General features: G+C 70.1%; 16 protein-coding genes and 2 pseudogenes. 11 read left to right on the top strand and 7 right to left on the bottom strand.

Annotated features, from left to right (window positions below):
- The first annotated feature begins 100 nt into the window (after positions 1-100).
- Genes pyrE through Drose_RS38285 form a run of 3 tightly spaced genes read left to right on the top strand, consistent with a single transcriptional unit; the run spans position 101 to position 1,742 of the window.
- On the top strand, positions 101-643 hold the full coding sequence (gene pyrE / locus Drose_RS38295) for an orotate phosphoribosyltransferase (RefSeq protein WP_259860457.1): 543 nt from the start codon (positions 101-103) through the stop codon (positions 641-643).
- 57 nt (positions 644-700) lie between these two features.
- Complete coding sequence (locus Drose_RS38290; protein WP_190248465.1) at positions 701-1,081, top strand: ArsR/SmtB family transcription factor; 381 nt, start codon at positions 701-703, stop codon at positions 1,079-1,081.
- A gap of 4 nt (positions 1,082-1,085) precedes the next feature.
- Complete coding sequence (locus Drose_RS38285) at positions 1,086-1,742, top strand: class II aldolase/adducin family protein (protein WP_260726066.1); 657 nt, start codon at positions 1,086-1,088, stop codon at positions 1,740-1,742.
- A 180-nt stretch (positions 1,743-1,922) separates the two neighbouring features.
- Here the strand turns inward: Drose_RS38285 and Drose_RS38280 are convergent, their stop codons facing one another.
- Positions 1,923-2,678 (bottom strand): DedA family protein, encoded by a 756-nt coding sequence (locus tag Drose_RS38280; protein ID WP_260726065.1) that lies wholly within the window; start codon positions 2,676-2,678, stop codon positions 1,923-1,925.
- 25 nt (positions 2,679-2,703) lie between these two features.
- Positions 2,704-2,868, bottom strand: a pseudogene (locus Drose_RS38275) (hypothetical protein); the annotation flags it as partial.
- Between the two features lie 48 nt (positions 2,869-2,916).
- On the opposite strand from Drose_RS38275, the gene amrS reads away from it, so the two are divergent.
- The 3 genes from amrS to Drose_RS38260 all read left to right on the top strand — a co-directional run bounded on the left by amrS (position 2,917) and on the right by Drose_RS38260 (position 5,756).
- A complete protein-coding gene (amrS, locus tag Drose_RS38270) occupies positions 2,917-3,981 on the top strand; it encodes an AmmeMemoRadiSam system radical SAM enzyme (RefSeq protein WP_260726064.1) in 1,065 nt (354 codons plus the stop codon).
- Complete coding sequence (amrB, locus tag Drose_RS38265; RefSeq protein ID WP_260726063.1) at positions 3,978-4,748, top strand: AmmeMemoRadiSam system protein B; 771 nt, start codon at positions 3,978-3,980, stop codon at positions 4,746-4,748. Before amrS ends, amrB begins: the two co-directional genes overlap by 4 nt.
- Before the next feature lie 132 nt (positions 4,749-4,880).
- Entirely contained in the window at positions 4,881-5,756 is an 876-nt protein-coding gene (locus tag Drose_RS38260; protein WP_260726062.1) for a phytanoyl-CoA dioxygenase family protein, read from the top strand.
- A gap of 106 nt (positions 5,757-5,862) precedes the next feature.
- Here the strand turns inward: Drose_RS38260 and Drose_RS38255 are convergent, their stop codons facing one another.
- Positions 5,863-6,078: a hypothetical protein gene (locus Drose_RS38255; RefSeq protein ID WP_260726061.1), complete on the bottom strand. Its 216-nt coding sequence runs from the start codon at positions 6,076-6,078 to the stop codon at positions 5,863-5,865.
- Positions 6,079-6,311: 233 nt separating this feature from the next.
- On the opposite strand from Drose_RS38255, the gene fbaA reads away from it, so the two are divergent.
- The gene (fbaA, locus tag Drose_RS38250; protein WP_260726060.1) at positions 6,312-7,337 is read left to right on the top strand and encodes a class II fructose-bisphosphate aldolase; all 1,026 of its coding nucleotides are present in this window, start codon (positions 6,312-6,314) and stop codon (positions 7,335-7,337) included.
- An 85-nt stretch (positions 7,338-7,422) separates the two neighbouring features.
- On the opposite strand, the gene Drose_RS38245 is transcribed toward fbaA, so the two are convergent.
- Both Drose_RS38245 and Drose_RS38240 read right to left on the bottom strand, forming a co-directional pair.
- A complete protein-coding gene (locus Drose_RS38245) occupies positions 7,423-8,565 on the bottom strand; it encodes a hypothetical protein (RefSeq protein ID WP_260726059.1) in 1,143 nt (380 codons plus the stop codon).
- A gap of 446 nt (positions 8,566-9,011) precedes the next feature.
- A complete protein-coding gene (locus Drose_RS38240) occupies positions 9,012-10,232 on the bottom strand; it encodes an LOG family protein (RefSeq protein WP_260726058.1) in 1,221 nt (406 codons plus the stop codon).
- Positions 10,233-10,444: 212 nt separating this feature from the next.
- On the opposite strand from Drose_RS38240, the gene Drose_RS38235 reads away from it, so the two are divergent.
- Positions 10,445-10,861, top strand: coding sequence for a DUF3151 domain-containing protein (locus Drose_RS38235; RefSeq protein ID WP_260726057.1), 417 nt, complete (start codon positions 10,445-10,447; stop codon positions 10,859-10,861).
- On the opposite strand, the pseudogene Drose_RS38230 reads toward Drose_RS38235, so the two are convergent.
- Together Drose_RS38230 and Drose_RS38225 are read right to left on the bottom strand one after the other, a co-directional pair.
- Positions 10,858-12,174 (bottom strand): annotated as a pseudogene (locus tag Drose_RS38230) (MinD/ParA family ATP-binding protein); the annotation flags it as partial. The gene Drose_RS38235 and the pseudogene Drose_RS38230 overlap by 4 nt on opposite strands.
- Positions 12,175-12,535: 361 nt before the next feature.
- Positions 12,536-13,411, bottom strand: a complete 876-nt coding sequence (locus Drose_RS38225) for a diacylglycerol kinase family protein (RefSeq protein WP_390891286.1) — start codon at positions 13,409-13,411, stop codon at positions 12,536-12,538.
- A 90-nt stretch (positions 13,412-13,501) separates the two neighbouring features.
- Here Drose_RS38225 and Drose_RS38220 point away from each other — a divergent pair, with 90 nt between their 5' ends.
- From Drose_RS38220 to Drose_RS38210, 3 genes are read left to right on the top strand one after another with little or no spacing between them, the layout of a single operon-like run.
- A complete protein-coding gene (locus tag Drose_RS38220; RefSeq protein ID WP_260726056.1) occupies positions 13,502-14,788 on the top strand; it encodes an adenylosuccinate synthase in 1,287 nt (428 codons plus the stop codon).
- Positions 14,789-14,797: 9 nt separating this feature from the next.
- Positions 14,798-16,057 (top strand): phosphoribosylamine--glycine ligase, encoded by a 1,260-nt coding sequence (purD, locus tag Drose_RS38215; protein WP_260726055.1) that lies wholly within the window; start codon positions 14,798-14,800, stop codon positions 16,055-16,057.
- Positions 16,054-16,224, top strand: a complete 171-nt coding sequence (locus Drose_RS38210; protein WP_260726054.1) for an LPXTG cell wall anchor domain-containing protein — start codon at positions 16,054-16,056, stop codon at positions 16,222-16,224. The genes purD and Drose_RS38210 overlap by 4 nt, the downstream gene beginning before the upstream one ends.
- Positions 16,225-16,233 lie beyond the last annotated feature (9 nt).

Here is a 16,233-nt window from a genome sequence, read left to right as displayed (position 1 = left end):
TCACCTTCGTATTCCTCCTCGTCCACTTGACGGACCTAAATTGGTGCGAGAGTGCGGGTCATCGATTCGCCGAGGCGTTTGAGCGCGTACGCTTTCGGTCATGACCGACCGTGACGACCTGCTGAAACTCGTGCGTGATCTCGCCGTTGTGCGCGGACGGGTGACGCTGTCGTCAGGACAAGTTGCCGACTGGTACGTGGACCTTCGTCGCTTGACGCTGCACCATGCTGGTGCACCGCTCGTCGGCCGGGTTCTGCTGGATCTGGTCGACGATTGGGAGTTCGACGCCGTGGGAGGGCTGACCCTCGGCGCGGACCCGGTGGCCACCGCGATGTTGCATGCGGCGGCTGCCCGTGGTGGGCGGACGCTCGACGCGTTCGTCGTCCGAAAGAGTGATAAAGCTCATGGTCTGCAACGTCGGATCGAGGGACCCGACGTTGCCGGCCGACGCGTACTGGCGGTGGAAGACACCTCCACAACAGGGGGAAGCGTCCTCACGGCCGTGGAGGCGCTCCGCGAGGCCGGCGCCGAAGTGGTCGGTGTGGCCGTTATCGTCGATCGTGGCGCGGAAAAGGCGGTTCGCGCCGCGGGGCTGAGCTATCGCTCAGTATTTTCGTTGGCCGACCTCGGCCAACAGGGCTGAAAAATTGTCGATTCGGACCTGCGCATATGCAGGCGGATCGATGGTGTTGGTGGAAGGATGGAAAACGTGGGAACTGCGCTGGCTGAGATGACCCTGCCCCAGATCTCGCCGCTTGCCGGCGAGCCGATTGACCGCGCCGATGCCGAGCGTCTTGCCGGCGTCCTGAAGGCACTTGCCGACCCGGCCCGACTCCGGCTCTTGAGCCTGATCCAGTCGGCACCCGACGGCGAGGCATGTGTTTGTGACCTTACGGCCCCGCTCGGCCTCTCGCAGCCGACGGTGAGCCATCACCTGCGAATCCTGACCGAGGCCGGGCTGCTGGAGCGCGAAAAGCGGGGTGTGTGGGCGTTCTACCGCCTGGTGCCCTCCGCGATCGGCACCATCGCCGACCTTCTCACGCCGCCGCGCAAGCGTGCGACCAAGAAGGCTCCTCGGTAAGGCCTTGCAGAACAACGAGACCGGTGATCTGCGCGATCAACTCGCCCACGTCGGGCACGCGGTCGTGCAGGCCGGACTCGTGGTGGGCTCGGGCGGCAACCTTTCCGCCCGAGCGCCGGGCGCCGACGAATGCTGGATAACCGCGGCCGGGACATGGCTCGACCGACTCGACCGCGGTTCATTCGTTCGGATCCGAATCAGCGACGGCGCGGCACTTGACAGGACTTCGTCCGACGCCAAGGCCGCGCCGTCATCGGAGCTCGCGCTCCACCTCGCCACCTATCGCGCCCGCCCCGACGTCAACGCGGTTGTGCACCTGCACCCGCAGACCGTCCTGCTGCTCGACGCGATCGGTGCGCCGATCCAGATCCTCACCACCGACCACGCCTTCTACCTGCGGCGGGTCGCCACCATGCCCTTCATCCCGCCCGGCCGCCCCGAGGTGGGCACCCTCGCGGCCAAGGCCTGCTCCGACGGCACCAACTGCGTCGTGCTGTCCCGCCACGGCTGCTCGGTGATCGCCGACTCGATCGAGCTGGCCCACAAGCGCGCCTTCTATCTGGAGGAGGCCGCCCGGATGACGTACCGTGCGTTGCTGCTCGGCCGCACCCCCGAGCCACTGCCTACGACCTGGCTGGACGCCGAGAACGCCACCGCGTAGCGGCCACCCGGAGTCGCTCGCGCCGTGCGCGAGGTCGCCATGTGGCTCTCCGCCATCAGGCTCGATGTCAACAGGCAGGACCGACGAGACAGACGAGACCGCCACCACCGGAGGCCGGCCGTTCGTGGTCCGGGACCCGAGCAGATCTTGCGGTAGGCGTTGATCAGGTCCGGCTGGGCACTACTCCGGGACGCGGTGGGCGCCCGGACGGCGGGTGCCCTCCTGGGCGCCCGGCGCCGCTGCGGCGGCGTGACCGCGGCGGCGCTCCCGCCAGCCCCTGAAGATCTCGATGAAGATCGGCATCGCCGAGAGCAGCACGATGAACAGCACCGCCGGCAGCAGATAGGTGTCGATCTTCTCCGGCGGGATCAGCTCGCGGATCTGCTTCGCCAGCGCCCAGCCGATGAAGATGATGCCGTCGGTCCACAGGATGCCGCCGATGACGTTCCACAGGAAGAACTGCCGGGCCGGCATGCCGACGACGCCGGCGACCGGGTTGAGGAAGGTGCGCACGATCGGGATGAACCGGGCGAGGACCACGGCCTTGGCCGGGCCGAACTTCGCGAAGTAGTACTCGGCCTTCTCGACGTACGCCTTCTTGAAGATCTTGGAGTTGGGCCGGTCGAACATCTGCCGGCCGTAGCGGGCGCCGAGGAAGTGGCCCAGTTGCGCACCGACGATCGCGCAGATCGGTGCGCCGACGAGCAGTTGTGGCAGGCTGAGCTGGGTGCCCAGCAGGTCGGTCGCGGCGGGCGACGAGGCGACGCCGGCGAGGAACAGCAACGAGTCTCCGGGGAAGAAGAAGCCCACGAGGAGGCCCGTCTCCACGAACATGATGACCCAGACGCCGATCACGCCGAACGTGCTCAGCAGTCCCTTCGCGTCAAGCGGGTTGAGGGAGAGCAGGTCGCCGAAGGCGCGCGTCTTTTCTTCCACGGCGAACCAGCGTACGTGAGCCACGCTACAGCCGTGGATCCACCGGCTTGCTTTCACATGCGAGTACCGCGAAAACCGGCTGGTGGACCCGCCCCGCGGCGGCGCTCTCGGCCAGCGGGTCGAGCGCGGCGACGCCCAGCCCCCGCTCGCGCAGGGCAAGGCCACGTTTGCGCCCGAGGTCACGAAGACGCGGTTCTTTCGCCGGTACCGCTGGTTTTTCCGGGCGTACAGTCGGTGTATGGCAGTGGTGCCCACCACGCACTGGCACCGGTTGGAGGACGGCCGGGTGCAATGCGACGTGTGCCCACGGGCCTGCCGCCTCCACGAGGGGCAACGCGGCTTCTGCTTCGTGCGGGAGCGCGCCGGCGACAAGATCGTCCTGACCACCTACGGCCGGTCGTCCGGGTTCTGCGTCGATCCGATCGAGAAGAAGCCGCTCAACCACTTCCTGCCGGGCTCGCCGGTCCTGTCGTTCGGCACCGCCGGCTGCAATCTGGGCTGCCGCTTCTGCCAGAACTGGGACATCTCGAAGAGCCGCGAGATCGACACCCTCGCCGCCTCGGCCGGGCCGGAGGATCTGGCCGCGGCGGCGCAGCGGCTGGGCTGCCGTTCGGTCGCGTTCACCTACAACGACCCGGTCATCTTCATGGAATACGCGATGGACGTCGCCGACGCCTGCCGGGCCCGCGGGATCAAGGCCGTCGCGGTGTCGGCCGGATACGTGAACCCGGCGCCGCGGGAGGAGTTCTACCGGCACATCGACGCCGCCAACATCGACCTGAAGGCGTTCAGCGACCGGTTCTACGAGAAGATCACCTTCGCCAGGCTCGGCGCCGTGCTCGACACCCTGGAGTACCTCCGGACCACCGACGTCTGGTTCGAGGTGACGACGCTGCTGATCCCGGAGCGCAACGACAGCGACGACGAGCTGCGCCGCCAGTGCGCGTGGTTCGCCGAGCACCTCGGACCCGACGTGCCGCTGCACTTCTCCGCGTTCCACCCCGACTTCAAGATGCGTGACGTCCCGCGCACCCCGCCAGAGACGCTGACCCGGGCACGGAAGATCGCCCTCGACGCCGGTTTGCGGTATGTCTACACCGGCAACGTCCACGACCCCGACGGCCAGTCGACGCGCTGCCCCGGCTGCGCGACGCCCGTCGTCGTCCGCGACTGGTACGATCTGCGCTCCTACGAGCTCACCGACGACGGTCACTGCGTCCTCTGTGGACATGCCATCCCCGGCGTGTTCGACGGACCGCCCGGTGGGTGGGGGCGGCGCCGCCTGCCGGTGAGCATCGGATGAGGCGACCGGCGGTGGCCGGCACCTTCTACCCGGCCTCGCCGTCGCATCTGCAGGCAATGGTCGACGACCTGCTCTCGTCGGTCCCGGAACCGTCCGCCGACGGCGCCGACGCCTACATCGTCCCGCACGCCGGGTACCGGTGGTCCGGCCGCACCGCGGCGCACGTCTACCGGCGCCTGATGGTCCGCAGGCCCGCCCGGGTCGCCGTCCTCGGCCCGGCTCACCGTGTGCCCCTGCGCGGCGCCGCCGTGCCCACCGACGGGCGCTGGGCCACGCCGCTCGGGCCGATCGCGATCGACACCGACGGCGCGCGTGAGCTCGTCGCGCGCCGGCTCGCGATCGCCGACGACCGGCCACACGCGCCGGAGCACTCGATCGAGGTGCAGGCACCGTTCCTGCAACAGCTCCCGGACGTGCGGCTGCTGCCGATCTGCATCGGACAGTCCACAGCGGAGCACATCGCCACCGTGGTGGCGGCCGTGAGCCGGCCGGACACGGTTGTGCTGTGCAGCACCGACCTGTCGCACTACCTCACCGAGGAGGAGGCGCGGCTGCGTGACGTGGCCACCGTGGCGGCCATCGTCGCGCTCTCCCCGACCCGCATCGGCTCCCGGGACGCGTGCGGCCGGCACGCGCTGCGCGGCCTGCTCGCCTGGGCCGCCTCGAACCGGCGCTCAGCGACCGTCCTCCATCTCGCGACCTCGGCCGACGAGGGCGGGCCCCGGGGCCGGGTCGTCGGCTACCTGGCGGCGTCACTGACGGTATAGACGCGTCATCCGTTGCGCGCGGACTGTCCAGAAGACCATGGCCGAACGGACGACCGCTGGAGCGGTCCCCCGAACCCGTCAGTGGGTTGGAGGCGCCTGCGGACGGCGCCGGAACTTGGAGATTACGGGGCCATGTCAGTCACGACGACGGCCGCGCCGACCTGGACACCGATGACCAGCGAGCAGCGCGAACAGTTCGACACGGACGGTTACCTCGTGTTGCGGGGTGTCCTCAGCCCCGACGAGGTGCGTCACTACTCCTCCGTGCTCGACGCCGCCCACGCCGGGCACCCGCGCGCATCCGACGGTTCGCTGCATCTGCTCAGCGCGGTGGCCAACTGCCCGGAACTCGTCGACCTGATCGACCATCCCGCGACGTTCCCGCTGGTCTGGTCGGTCCTCGGATGGAACATCCACATCTACCACTCGCACCTCGACGTGCACCCGCCGCTGACCGCGCCGAAGCCCGACTGGTGGCACTGGCACCAGGACGGCGGCCGGCAGAACCGCGAGCTGGAGACCGATCCGCGGCCTCGCCTCTCGGTGAAGCTCGCCTACTGGCTGTCGGACGTCTCGCGGACCGGTCGTGGCAACCTGACCCTGATCCCCGGCAGTCACAAGACGAACTGGCTGCCCGGCCCGCCGAAGCGCGACGTGCCGTGGCCGACCCCGGACGGTGCGCGGCAGGTCACCGTCAACGCCGGCGACGTGGTGTTCTTCGACCGGCGGATCTGGCACGCCCGCTCGGACAACCTCTCGAAGATCACGCGCAAGTGCGTGTTCCTCGGCTACACGTACCGCTGGATCAGCATCCGCGACGAGGTCGGCGCGCTGCCCGGCAAGCCCTGGTGGGCGCGGCTCAACCCGGTCCAGCAGCAGTTGCTCGGCGGTGTCGGCGGCAGCGACGGCGACCATTCGTGGGGCCACTATCCGGAGACGACGCCGCTCTACACCGAGCTGCTCGACCGCGGTCTGCTCGACCCCGACCACCCTCCGCTGATTCCCTAGCCGATCCAGCTCGGCCACGTGTCAGGCGGCCATGGCTCGACAGACGACCCGGTGGTGCGGTCCGGTGCCGCGGCCGACCGGTTCACGGCCCTGGGCACCGCGACGGCTACCGGTATTCGTCGTCCAGGTCGACCACGCGGTCCTGCTCGACGGCGTCGTATTCGTTCGCCTCCCACGGCATGGGGTGTGTCGTGGCCGGCCGGTCCAGGGGGTTGGCAGGCAGCGCCTGCTCCGCGGCGTCCGCGGGTGGCGCCTCAGGGTCCCGGGTGTCGGGGTCGAGCCGGTCATCGAGCGTCACCAGTTCCTCGTCAGGCTGGGTCATCGCCGCACTCTCCCTGTGGTCGTCGCTCCTCCTCGGCCGCCCTCAACCGTACGACTGAATCGTCCGGTTCGCCTCCGAGCTGGACGAATACCTCCCATTGCGACCCCGTGCCGTCACCCGGCGTCGGTGGACGGTGGGCGCTGCGAGATACTTCGTGCAGGACAGCGCGGTCCGCGTGGAGCCGTGACTGTCGGCTCCATACCGCACGATCCAGACAGCCAAGGAGCGCCGTCATGCCCATCGCCTCGCCCGATGTCTACGCCGAGATGCTCGACCGTGCCAAGGCCGGCGCGTTCGCCTACCCGGCGATCAACGTCTCGTCGTCGCAGACGCTCAACGCGGCCCTGCGCGGCTTCGCCGAGGCCGAGAGCGACGGCATCATCCAGGTTTCGACCGGTGGCGCCGAATACCTCTCCGGCCCGACCGTCAAGGACATGATCACCGGCTCGGTCGCGTTCGCCGCCTATGCGCACGAGGTAGCCAAGAAGTACTCGGTCAACGTGGCCCTCCACACCGACCACTGCCCGAAGGACAAGCTCGACAAGTTCGTCCGGCCGCTGCTCGCGATCTCGCAGGAGCGCGTCGCCAAGGGCGAAGACCCGCTGTTCCAGTCCCACATGTGGGACGGCTCGGCGGTGCCGCTCGCCGAAAACCTCCAGATCGCCGAGGAGCTGCTGGCGCGGACCGCCGCGGCCAAGATCGTGCTGGAGATCGAGGTCGGCGTCGTCGGCGGCGAGGAGGACGGTGTCGTCGGCGCGATCGACGAGAAGCTCTACACCACCGTCGAGGATGGCCTGGCCACGGTCGAGGCGCTCGGTCTCGGCGAGAAGGGCCGCTACATGGCCGCCCTGACCTTCGGCAACGTGCACGGCGTCTACAAGCCGGGCAACGTCAAGCTCCGCCCCGAGATCCTCAAGCAGATCCAGGACGCGGTCAGCGCGAAGTACGGCAAGGAGAAGCCGCTCTCGCTCGTCTTCCACGGCGGGTCGGGCTCGCTGCTCTCGGAGATCCGGGAGGCGCTCGACTACGGCGTGGTCAAGATGAACATCGACACCGACACGCAGTACGCCTTCACCCGTCCCGTCGCCGCGCACATGTTCACCAACTACGACGGTGTGCTCAAGGTCGACGGCGAGGTCGGCAACAAGAAGACGTACGACCCGCGCGCCTGGGGCAAGGCCGCCGAGGCCGGCATGGCGCAGCGTGTCGTCGAGGCGTGCGAGCACCTGCGCTCGACCGGCACGACCCTGTCGAAGTAGGTCTGACGGCACCGCGGCCCGGCCCCTTCACGCGAAGGGTGCCGGGCCGTTCTTCGTGGTCGCCTGCTCGGCTCTTCGTGGTCGCCTACTCCGCGAGGAAGTTGAAGTAGCTGCCCGGGGTGAGCGGGCTGCTGATCGAGTTCGTGACGTCGACGACGCGCACGCCGCACGTACCGGCGAAGATCCCCGAGCCGAGGCCGGGGTTGGTGTCGGTCACGTCCGGGGTGGTGACCGTGATCGCCGTGCCGGTGGCGTTCACGGCGGTGACCGTGCCGGCGACGCCGCAGAACTGGACCGCCCACGTCGCGCCGGTCGTGTAGTCGGTCAGAACCTTGCTGAATCCGGTGCCGTTGACGACCGTGTTCGTCGAGCCCCTGGCCTTGCCGGACGTGACGGTCAGCGTGCTGACGGTGGGCGCGGCGACCACGCTCACTCCGGTGTCGGTCGTCGTGAAGGTCTTGCTCACGCCGTTCTGGGTGATCGTGATGTTGGAGTCGTTGGCGTTCAGCCCGATCGGGGTCTTGAACGTCATGTAGTTGCCGGCGGCCGGCGCCGACGGCGTGTTCGGCAGGATCTGCGTTCCGTCGCCGGTGTAGACCTTGACCTCGGTCGCCGGCTTGCCGCTGAACGTGACGGAGAGGCCGGCAGCCGTACGGGGGTCGAAGGCATATGTGCTGTCCGCCTTCACCCGCACGATCTGCCCGCCGTTCGTGACGAAGCGCTGGACCTGGTTCGTCGTCTGAAGCTGTGAGCTGTTGTCGGCGATGATCGGCTTGTCGGACAGGGCCGCGATGGCCGGCGGGTTGATCAGGAACAGCCCGCCGGTCTTCGTCAGTGTGTTCGAGCCGGCAAAGTTGATGACGATGTTGTCGCCCGCCGTCAACGCCGGCGAGGTGGCCGCGCAGCCGCCGGTGGGCGTCTTGACGGCGATGGTCGTCGGGCTGGTGACGACGTAGCTGGTGATGCCCTGGCAGTCGGTGTCCTCGCCCAGGTCGACGCTGGTGACGAGTGCCTCGGAGAGCGTCTGTCCGGCGACGGTGAGCAGGATGACCTGCTTGGCGGTGTCGGCGGCGACCTTTCCGCCGATCGGCGAGGTGATCGTGATGGTCCCGGTGAGCGCCGCCGCCTGCGCGGGCGCCGGCAGCCCGGCCAGCACGGTGGCGGTTGCGGCGGCGGCACTCAAGGTGGTGGCGAAAGCCCGCTTCCGCCAGGTCCGATGGAGCAACATCAGGGTGGGTCCTCTCTGGTGCGGTGCATGCCCCTGCAGGAGATGCGGCACCCACTACGCATGCGGACCCAAAGTAACATTCACATTACTCAGAGTAGTCAAGTTTGTGGCAAGTTCAGGCCCGGAGCGCGGCCACCCCGCCACAGTGTCCCGCCACCGCGCCGATCCCTGCCGTGCCCGAGCCGTTTCATGATCCGGAAGACTTTGCGCTGCCGGGCGACTGCTTGATCATGGGAAGGGTCCGGCTGTCGGGGCAGCCACATCTTTCCCATGATCAAGCAGTCGCCCGGCCCGGCGGCGGATCGGGCCGGAGCGCGCCGTCCCGGGGCCAGCGACGACCGCGAGCGACCAGACGCCACCCGCACCGAAGCGCAACACCGGGGTTGACGGGCGATCGCACGGCTGAACTTCGCGGCCTTGCGTCTTCCGGATCATGCAAGTGGGGGTCAGGCCGTCAAGATCTCCGCCGCCTCGGCCACGTCGTCGGTGATGTGGAGCAACGGGCGCAGATCGCCCACCGGGGACGTGGCCAGCAGTGGTTCGAGCAGGCCGCGGACCGGGAGTTTCTCGGTCCAGTGTTTCACGTCCAGGAACACGAACGGGCCGCTCGAACCGTCCGTCGCGTAGAACGTCTTCGTCGCGGCCTGGAAGATCTCCTGCACCGTGCCCGCCATGCCCGGCGCGAACACGATGCCGCCGCGGGACAGGCGGAGAATCGTGTCCTCGCGGATGGCGTTCGAGAAGTACTTCGCGATCTTGGCCGCGAACAGGTTGGCCGGCTCGTGGCCGTATAGCCAGGTCGGGATGGCCAGGCCGCCGCGGCGCGCCCATGTCACCGGGTCCACCGCCGTCTGGTCGGCCGGTTCCACCGAGTCGGGCGTGGGGGGCACGGGTCGGGCGAAGGCTGACCGTACCGCCAAAGCCACCGCCGTGTAGGGATCGTGATCGTGGAAGTCCGGCGCCGTCGCCAGCTTGTCGATCGCGTCGCGCAGGGTCTCCAGCGGGTGATCGGCCAGGAACGCGCCGAGGTTGGCCGCCTCCATCACGCCCGGGCCGCCGCCGGTCACGACCAGGCGGTCGGCACGCGCGAGCCGCCAGGCCAACTCGGCCGCATCGCGGAACTCGGTAGAGCCGCGCGGCACCGCGTGGCCGCCCATGATCCCGACCGCCGCCGACGGGCCTCGCGCACCGATCCAGCCTGCGGTGACGTTGGCTAGGGCGTTGTCGATGCCGGAGTCGTGCATCCGCTGCGCGACCGCCTCGCGGATCTCCGGCGTCGCCCCGCCCGTCGCCCGGAAGTGCTGGTAGACGACGGTGTCGAACATGCCGGCGAAGCCGTCGGAGGCGAAACCGGCCGACAGGTTCTCGGGCGTATACAACTGGGAGGGGTGCGTCGGGTAGGGCGGGCCGGCGAACTCCGGCACCACCACCGATCCGCGCAGCAGCAGGTCGACGACCGTGGTGAGCTCGCTGAAGTGGCAGCCGATGAACAGCGTGTCGCGCACGTCCACAGTGGACAGATCCACGGCGGCCAGGTCGAGGCCCTGCACGGTCTTGTTCGCCAGCGATCCGGCGCGCACGTGGAACAGCAGTTCCGCGGGCGACTCGATCTCGTCAGGCGAGTGATCGTGGAGCGCGACGACGTCAGGCGGTGGCGGAGTAGGCACCCGACCATCCTGTCAAAAGGACACAAGACGATGGCCCGACCGGTGAAGATCGGGCCATCGCGTAACCGGGTCCTGGGGAGGCTCCGGACTTCCATTTGTAGTCCCTGTGCCTTGGCGCACACACCCCCCGGTCGCGGGACGCGGCCTCAACCGTTTAGCCACCTCTGCGGAGGCGTCGGCCGACTCGCGGCGGACCTGATGTAATTGCCGACATGCAGAACCTGCTGCCTCAGCCCGATCCGACGCTACTCCCGGCCGACCCGCACGCCGACGAACTGCTCGCGAAGGCCGATACCGAAGAGGCCGTCAAGGCGGTTGCCGCGGCCTTCCCCACATACAGCGCCGCGTGGGCGCGCCTCGCCGAGTTGGCCATCGAGGGCGGCGAGCCGGTGACCGCGTATGCGTACGCCCGCACGGGCTACCACCGGGGCCTCGACCAACTGCGTCGCAACGGGTGGCGGGGCGCCGGGCCGGTCCCGTGGTCACACGAGCCCAACCAGGGCTTCCTGCGCGCCCTCCACGCCCTCGGTCAGGCGGCCGCCGCGATCGGCGAGACCGAGGAGGCCGAGCGCTGCGCCCAGTTCCTCAACGACAGCGACCCGGCGGCCACCGCGGCACTGAACCGCTAGAGCCCTTCCGAAACGGCCGCGGCGACCTTCAACCAGGCGTCGCGGCTGGCGGAGGTCAGCCCGGCGTAGCGGATCGGCTCCCCGGAGTCGATGAATCGCTCGTACGGCACCAGCATCACCGTCCGCGTCCGCGCCGCGAAGTGCCGGGTGATCGCCGGTATGTCGACGTGCCGCCGGCTGGGCGGCATCGAGACCACCGTCACCGCCTGTCGCACCAGCCGCTGTCGACCGTGTTGTTCGAGGTGGTCGAGCATCCGGGACGCGGTCTCCGCGGAGTCGTTGCGCGCCGACATCGTCACGACGAGCTGGTCGGTCGCGTCGATCGCGGCTTGCCAGTTCTGGGCGCGCACATTGTTGCCGGTGTCGACCACGATCAGCTTGTAGAACCGGCTGACCACGTCACGGATCTCGCCGAACGCCTGTGCGGTCAGCATCTCGCCCGCGGTCGCCGACTCGTCGGACGCGAGCACGTCGAACATGCCCTCGCCCTGTGCCCGGACGTACTGGGAGAGGTCGCCGACGCGCCCCTGCGCCCCCTGGAAGTGGTCGAGGTCCCGCAGCAGATCCCGCACCGTCCGGGTGTGGAAGTCCTGCTGGGCCCGCATGCCGAGCGTGCCCTGGGTTTCGTTGTTGTCCCAGGCCAGCACGTAGCCGCCGCGCTTCTGCCCGAAGGTCATCGCGAGCAGCAGGACGGCGACGGTCTTGCCCGCGCCGCCCTTCGGGTTCACGACGGTGACCTGGCGGAGCCCGCCGAAGTTGCGGCGCACCATCTCCACGTACTGCCGATACTCGACCTCCCGCCGCCCCGGCGGCAGCGTGACCAGGCCGAGTGTGCCCCTGGACAGCGCACCACGGACCCCGCGTGCGGCGACGGGGTCGGCCGGCCGGGCCTGCCGTCGCTGGGCGAACTCGTCGGCGGTGGGCGTGCTGCCGTCGGACCAGTTGGGCAGCGGCAGCGGTGGCAGCGGCGGTACGGTCAGCGCCCCGTCAACCGGCCCGTACGCCTCATCGGGCGGGAAGCCCCCGGACGACTCTTCCTGCCGCGGCTGCGGAACGTACGGCTCCTGCGCCGGCCAGCCCGCCCCGACGTGCGGCGCCCCGGCAGGCGGCAGCGGCGCGGCGTGCGGCGGCCGTCCGGGGTGCGGCGGTGCTCCGACCGGTGGCGGCGCGGCGTGCGGACGGGCGCCGACGTTCGCCGGACCGCCGTTGGGCGGTTGCGGCGAGCCGAGGCGCGGTGGTGCTGGAGTGGCGGTCCTGCCTGACACCGGGTTTGCGCCCGCGCCTGACACCGGGCTGGCCGCGCCTGACGCCGGGACGGTGCCCGGGCCGGACACGGGGATCGCGCCCGGGCCGGAGACCGGGACGGCGCCGCTGCCGGAGACCGGGATCGCCGGAGAGGGTTTCACGGGCTCGCCTGCGGGGGGCACGTGCGGCACGGGGCGTCCGTGGTGGACGCCGTCCGGCCAAGCTTCACCCGGCGGCTGGGACCACGGCGAGCCTACGTACTCCGGTGTGGCTGACGTGCCCGGCGGCGACCCGGCGGATCGCTCCGGTCGACGTCCCGCGATGTCTTCGTCCGGTGGCCAGATCCCGTCGTCCACAGCAGTTACCTCCCGCGATGCGCCCTCCACCGTATGCGACGGGATCGAAGTCCGACATCCGGGCGGGTGGAGGTCAGGGCACGTACACGGCCCAGGCGCCGCGCTCCATCCACCAGGAGCGCTTGCGGCTGAGGGAGCCCTCGACGCCGTCGTCGACGAACGGGACGTCGACGCGCGGGGTCACGGCGACCGCCCGGCCGTGGGCGCGTCGCACCTCGATCTCGACGCGCGGGCGGCGGAACAGGCGGCGGGCGGTGCGTGGCACGGCGACGGCCACATCCAGTACGCCATCCTCCAGGGAAGGCGCGGTGACCAACGGCAGACCGTCGACGGTCGCGTAGCGCGAGGCGTTGGCGATCACCGACATCAGCACGGGTTCGGTGCCGTCGGCCAGGATCGCGTCGTCCACTTCGACCCGCGCCAGGAACGTGCCGGTGGTCCCCTGCGCGGTGACCCCGCCGAGCAGTGCGCCGTCGAGGGTCACCGACCCGCCGTCGTTGCGCAGCAGGTCGAGGCGCCGGGTCCGGCCGCCGAGCACGGCCGCGGCGACGTCGGCGGGCTTGCGTGGCAGGCCGAGCCGGGTGGCGAGGTCGGTGGGGTCGGGGCCGAGCGGCAGGATGCCGATGGGCGGCAGGTCGGGGATGGTGCGGTCGTCGGCCAGCGTGTCAGGCCGCTTGCTCGGTGCCGGCGCGTGGAGCCGGACCATGCGCCGCATGACCGCGCGCAGTTGGCCGTCGGCCGCGGTCGCCACGACGAGCCGGGCGGGCGGCGCCACGGCCAAGGCCTTGTCGATCTCGGCGTCGTTGTGTGCGATCACCGTCTCGACCTGGGCACCCGCTATGCGCAGCGCATCGCGGCAGGCGAGAATGGGGGTACGCGTGCCGCACGCGCCGTTTTCGCAGGCACACTCCGTGCCTTCGCCCAGCGCGAGCAACACGACGTCGACCACGGTTGTCAGCCTTCCTCGTAGTAAGCGGCACTGCTCGGGGTTGTTAGCCTGGCATCCGGGTCACCCGACCGCCTTGGAGGGCGAGCAGACATGCCAGCGATCGTGCTCATCGGCGCTCAGTGGGGCGACGAGGGCAAGGGCAAGGTTACCGACATGATTGGCGGCGGCGTCGACTACGTCGTGCGCTACTCCGGTGGCAACAACGCGGGTCACACCGTGGTGACGCCGGACGGGCAGAAGTTTGCCCTGCACCTCATGCCCTCCGGCGCGCTGTGGCCCAACGCGGCCATCGTGATCGGCAACGGCGTGGTCGTCGATCCCAAGGTGCTGCTGGCCGAGATCGACGGGCTGGCCGAGCGTGGCGTCGACGTGTCCCGCCTGATGATCTCGGGTGACGCACATCTCATCATGCCGCATCACCGGGCGCTCGACCGTGTCGTCGAGCGCTACCTGGGCTCGTCGCGCATCGGCACCACCGGCCGCGGCATCGGCCCGGCCTACGGCGACAAGGTCGCGCGCATGGGCATCCGGGTCCAGGACCTGCTCGACCCGGGCATCCTGCGCAAGAAGCTCGAAATCGTGCTGCGCGAGCGCAACCAAGTGCTGTTCAAGGTCTACAACCGCAAGGAGATCGACGTCGACGCGGTGGTGGAAGAGTACCTCACCTACGCGGAGCGGCTCCGCCCGTACATCACCGACACCCGCGCGGTGCTGTGGAAGGGCCTGGAGGAGGGCCGGACGGTCCTGCTGGAGGGCGCGCAGGCCACGATGCTCGACATGGACCACGGCACGTATCCGTTCGTGACCTCGTCCAACCCCACCGCGGGCGGCGCCTGCGTCGGCGCGGGCATCCCGCCGACCGCGATCAACCGGGTGATCGGCGTCACCAAGGCCTACACGACGCGCGTCGGCTCGGGCCCCTTCCCGACCGAGCTGTTCGACGACAACGGTGTCCACCTGCGCAAGGTCGGCCGGGAGTACGGCACGACGACCGGCCGCGAGCGGCGCACCGGCTGGTATGACGCGGTCGTGGCGCGATACGCGACCCGCCTCAACGGCATCACCGACCTGGTCGTCACGAAGCTCGACGTGCTGTCCGGCCTGGAGACGGTGCCGCTCTGCGTCGCCTACGAGATCGACGGCAAGCGCACCGACGACATGCCGTTGACGCAGACCGAGTTCCACCACGCCACCCCGATCTACGAGGAGCTGCCCGGCTGGTGGGAGGACATCTCCGGCGCCCGGGAGTTCAGTGAGCTGCCGGCCAACGCGCAGCGGTATGTCGAGCGGATCGAGGAGCTCGCCGGCACCCGCGTGTCCATCGTCGGGGTGGGACCCGGCCGGGACGAAAACGTGGTGCGCCACAGTCTGCTCTAGGCTTGGGCCGTGCGCGTACTCCTCATCGGCACCGGCGGTCGTGAACACGCCATCGCCGCTGCTCTCGCCGCGGACCCGGCGGTCACCACCCTGATCTGCGCGCCCGGAAACCCGGGCATGGCGGCGCTGGGCGAGCTGGCTGAGGTCGACCCGCTCGACCCGGCCGCCGTCGCGGCGCTCGCCGTCGACAGCGGAGCCGATCTGGTTGTCGTCGGGCCCGAGGCACCTCTGGTGGCCGGGGTTTCCGATGCGGTCCGGGCCAAGGGCATCCCCTGCTTCGGACCGTCCCAGGCGGCCGCGGCACTGGAGGGCTCGAAGGCGTTCGCCAAGGACGTCATGAGCGCCGCCGGCGTGCCGACGGCCCGTTCGTTCGTGTGCACCTCCCCGGAGGAGCTCGGGGCGGCGCTGGACGCGTTCGGCCCGCCGTATGTGGTCAAGGACGACGGGCTCGCCGCGGGCAAGGGTGTGGTCGTCACGGAGGATCGTGACGCCGCCCTCGCCCACGGCGCGGCCTGCGAGCGGGTGGTCGTCGAGGAGTACCTCGCCGGCCCCGAGGTCTCGCTCTTCGTCGTGACCGACGGCACGGCGGCGGTACCGCTGCAGCCGGCGCAGGACTTCAAGCGCATCCACGACGGGGACGCCGGCCCCAACACCGGCGGCATGGGGGCGTATTCGCCGCTGCCGTGGGCCCCCGCCGGCCTGGTCGACCGGGTGATGGCCGAGGTGGTGCAGCCGACGCTGGCCGAGATGCGCCACCGGGGGACGCCGTTCTCCGGTGTGCTCTACGTCGGCCTGGCGCTCACCGCCGACGGCCCGAAGGTCATCGAGTTCAACTGCCGGTTCGGCGACCCCGAGACGCAGGTCGTCCTGGCCCGCCTGGAGACGCCACTGGCCGGTGTGCTGCAGGCGGCGGCGCTCGGCCGGCTGGCCGAGGGCCCGCCGCTGGCCTGGCGCCCGGGTGCCGCGGTGTGTGTCGTGATGGCGAGCGCCGGCTATCCGGAGTCGTCCAGCAAGGGCGACGTGATCACCGGCGCCGACGGCGTCCCCGGCGTCGTCCACGCCGGCACCGCGCGGCGGTCTGACGGCGTACTGGTGACGAACGGTGGCCGTGTGCTCACCTGCACCGCGCTCGGCGGGACGCTGGATGACGCGCGCCGCTCGGCATATCAACTGGTGCACGGTGTGCGCTTCGAGGGGGCGCAGTTCCGCACGGACATCGCGCTCGCCGCGGCGGAGAACCGCGTGTCCGTTCCCATTCACGCAGCGTGATACGGGCCTCGGCCATTCGGTCGCCGAGCCCGACCCCCGCGCCGCAGCTTCCCGTCACCGGCTCGAACGTCCCGCTGATCAGTGGCATCGGCGGCGGCCTCGTGGTCATCGGCGCGGTGCTGTTCCTGACCTACCGTCGCCGGCGCAACATCAAGTTCGTCGCCTGACCGATCCGC

It is taken from the genome of Dactylosporangium roseum (assembly GCF_025264685.1).
In the GTDB taxonomy this organism is placed as follows: Bacteria; Actinomycetota; Actinomycetes; order Mycobacteriales; family Micromonosporaceae; genus Dactylosporangium; species Dactylosporangium roseum.
The sequence above is the reverse complement of the archived record's forward strand: the minus strand, read 5'-3'. Positions and strand labels throughout refer to the sequence as shown.

Bases quoted from the DNA above. Each gene is read 5' to 3' on its own strand.
- Drose_RS38245 (WP_260726059.1), bottom strand. From the start codon at position 8,565: ATGTTGCTCCATCGGACCTGGCGGAAGCGGGCTTTCGCCACCACCTTG.
- Drose_RS38220 (WP_260726056.1), top strand. From the start codon at position 13,502: ATGCCAGCGATCGTGCTCATCGGCGCTCAGTGGGGCGACGAGGGCAAG.
- Drose_RS38260 (WP_260726062.1), top strand. From the start codon at position 4,881: ATGTCAGTCACGACGACGGCCGCGCCGACCTGGACACCGATGACCAGC.
- amrS (WP_260726064.1), top strand. From the start codon at position 2,917: ATGGCAGTGGTGCCCACCACGCACTGGCACCGGTTGGAGGACGGCCGG.
- Drose_RS38255 (WP_260726061.1), bottom strand. From the start codon at position 6,078: ATGACCCAGCCTGACGAGGAACTGGTGACGCTCGATGACCGGCTCGAC.
- pyrE (WP_259860457.1), top strand. From the start codon at position 101: ATGACCGACCGTGACGACCTGCTGAAACTCGTGCGTGATCTCGCCGTT.
- fbaA (WP_260726060.1), top strand. From the start codon at position 6,312: ATGCCCATCGCCTCGCCCGATGTCTACGCCGAGATGCTCGACCGTGCC.
- amrB (WP_260726063.1), top strand. From the start codon at position 3,978: ATGAGGCGACCGGCGGTGGCCGGCACCTTCTACCCGGCCTCGCCGTCG.
- Drose_RS38235 (WP_260726057.1), top strand. From the start codon at position 10,445: ATGCAGAACCTGCTGCCTCAGCCCGATCCGACGCTACTCCCGGCCGAC.
- Drose_RS38290 (WP_190248465.1), top strand. From the start codon at position 701: ATGGAAAACGTGGGAACTGCGCTGGCTGAGATGACCCTGCCCCAGATC.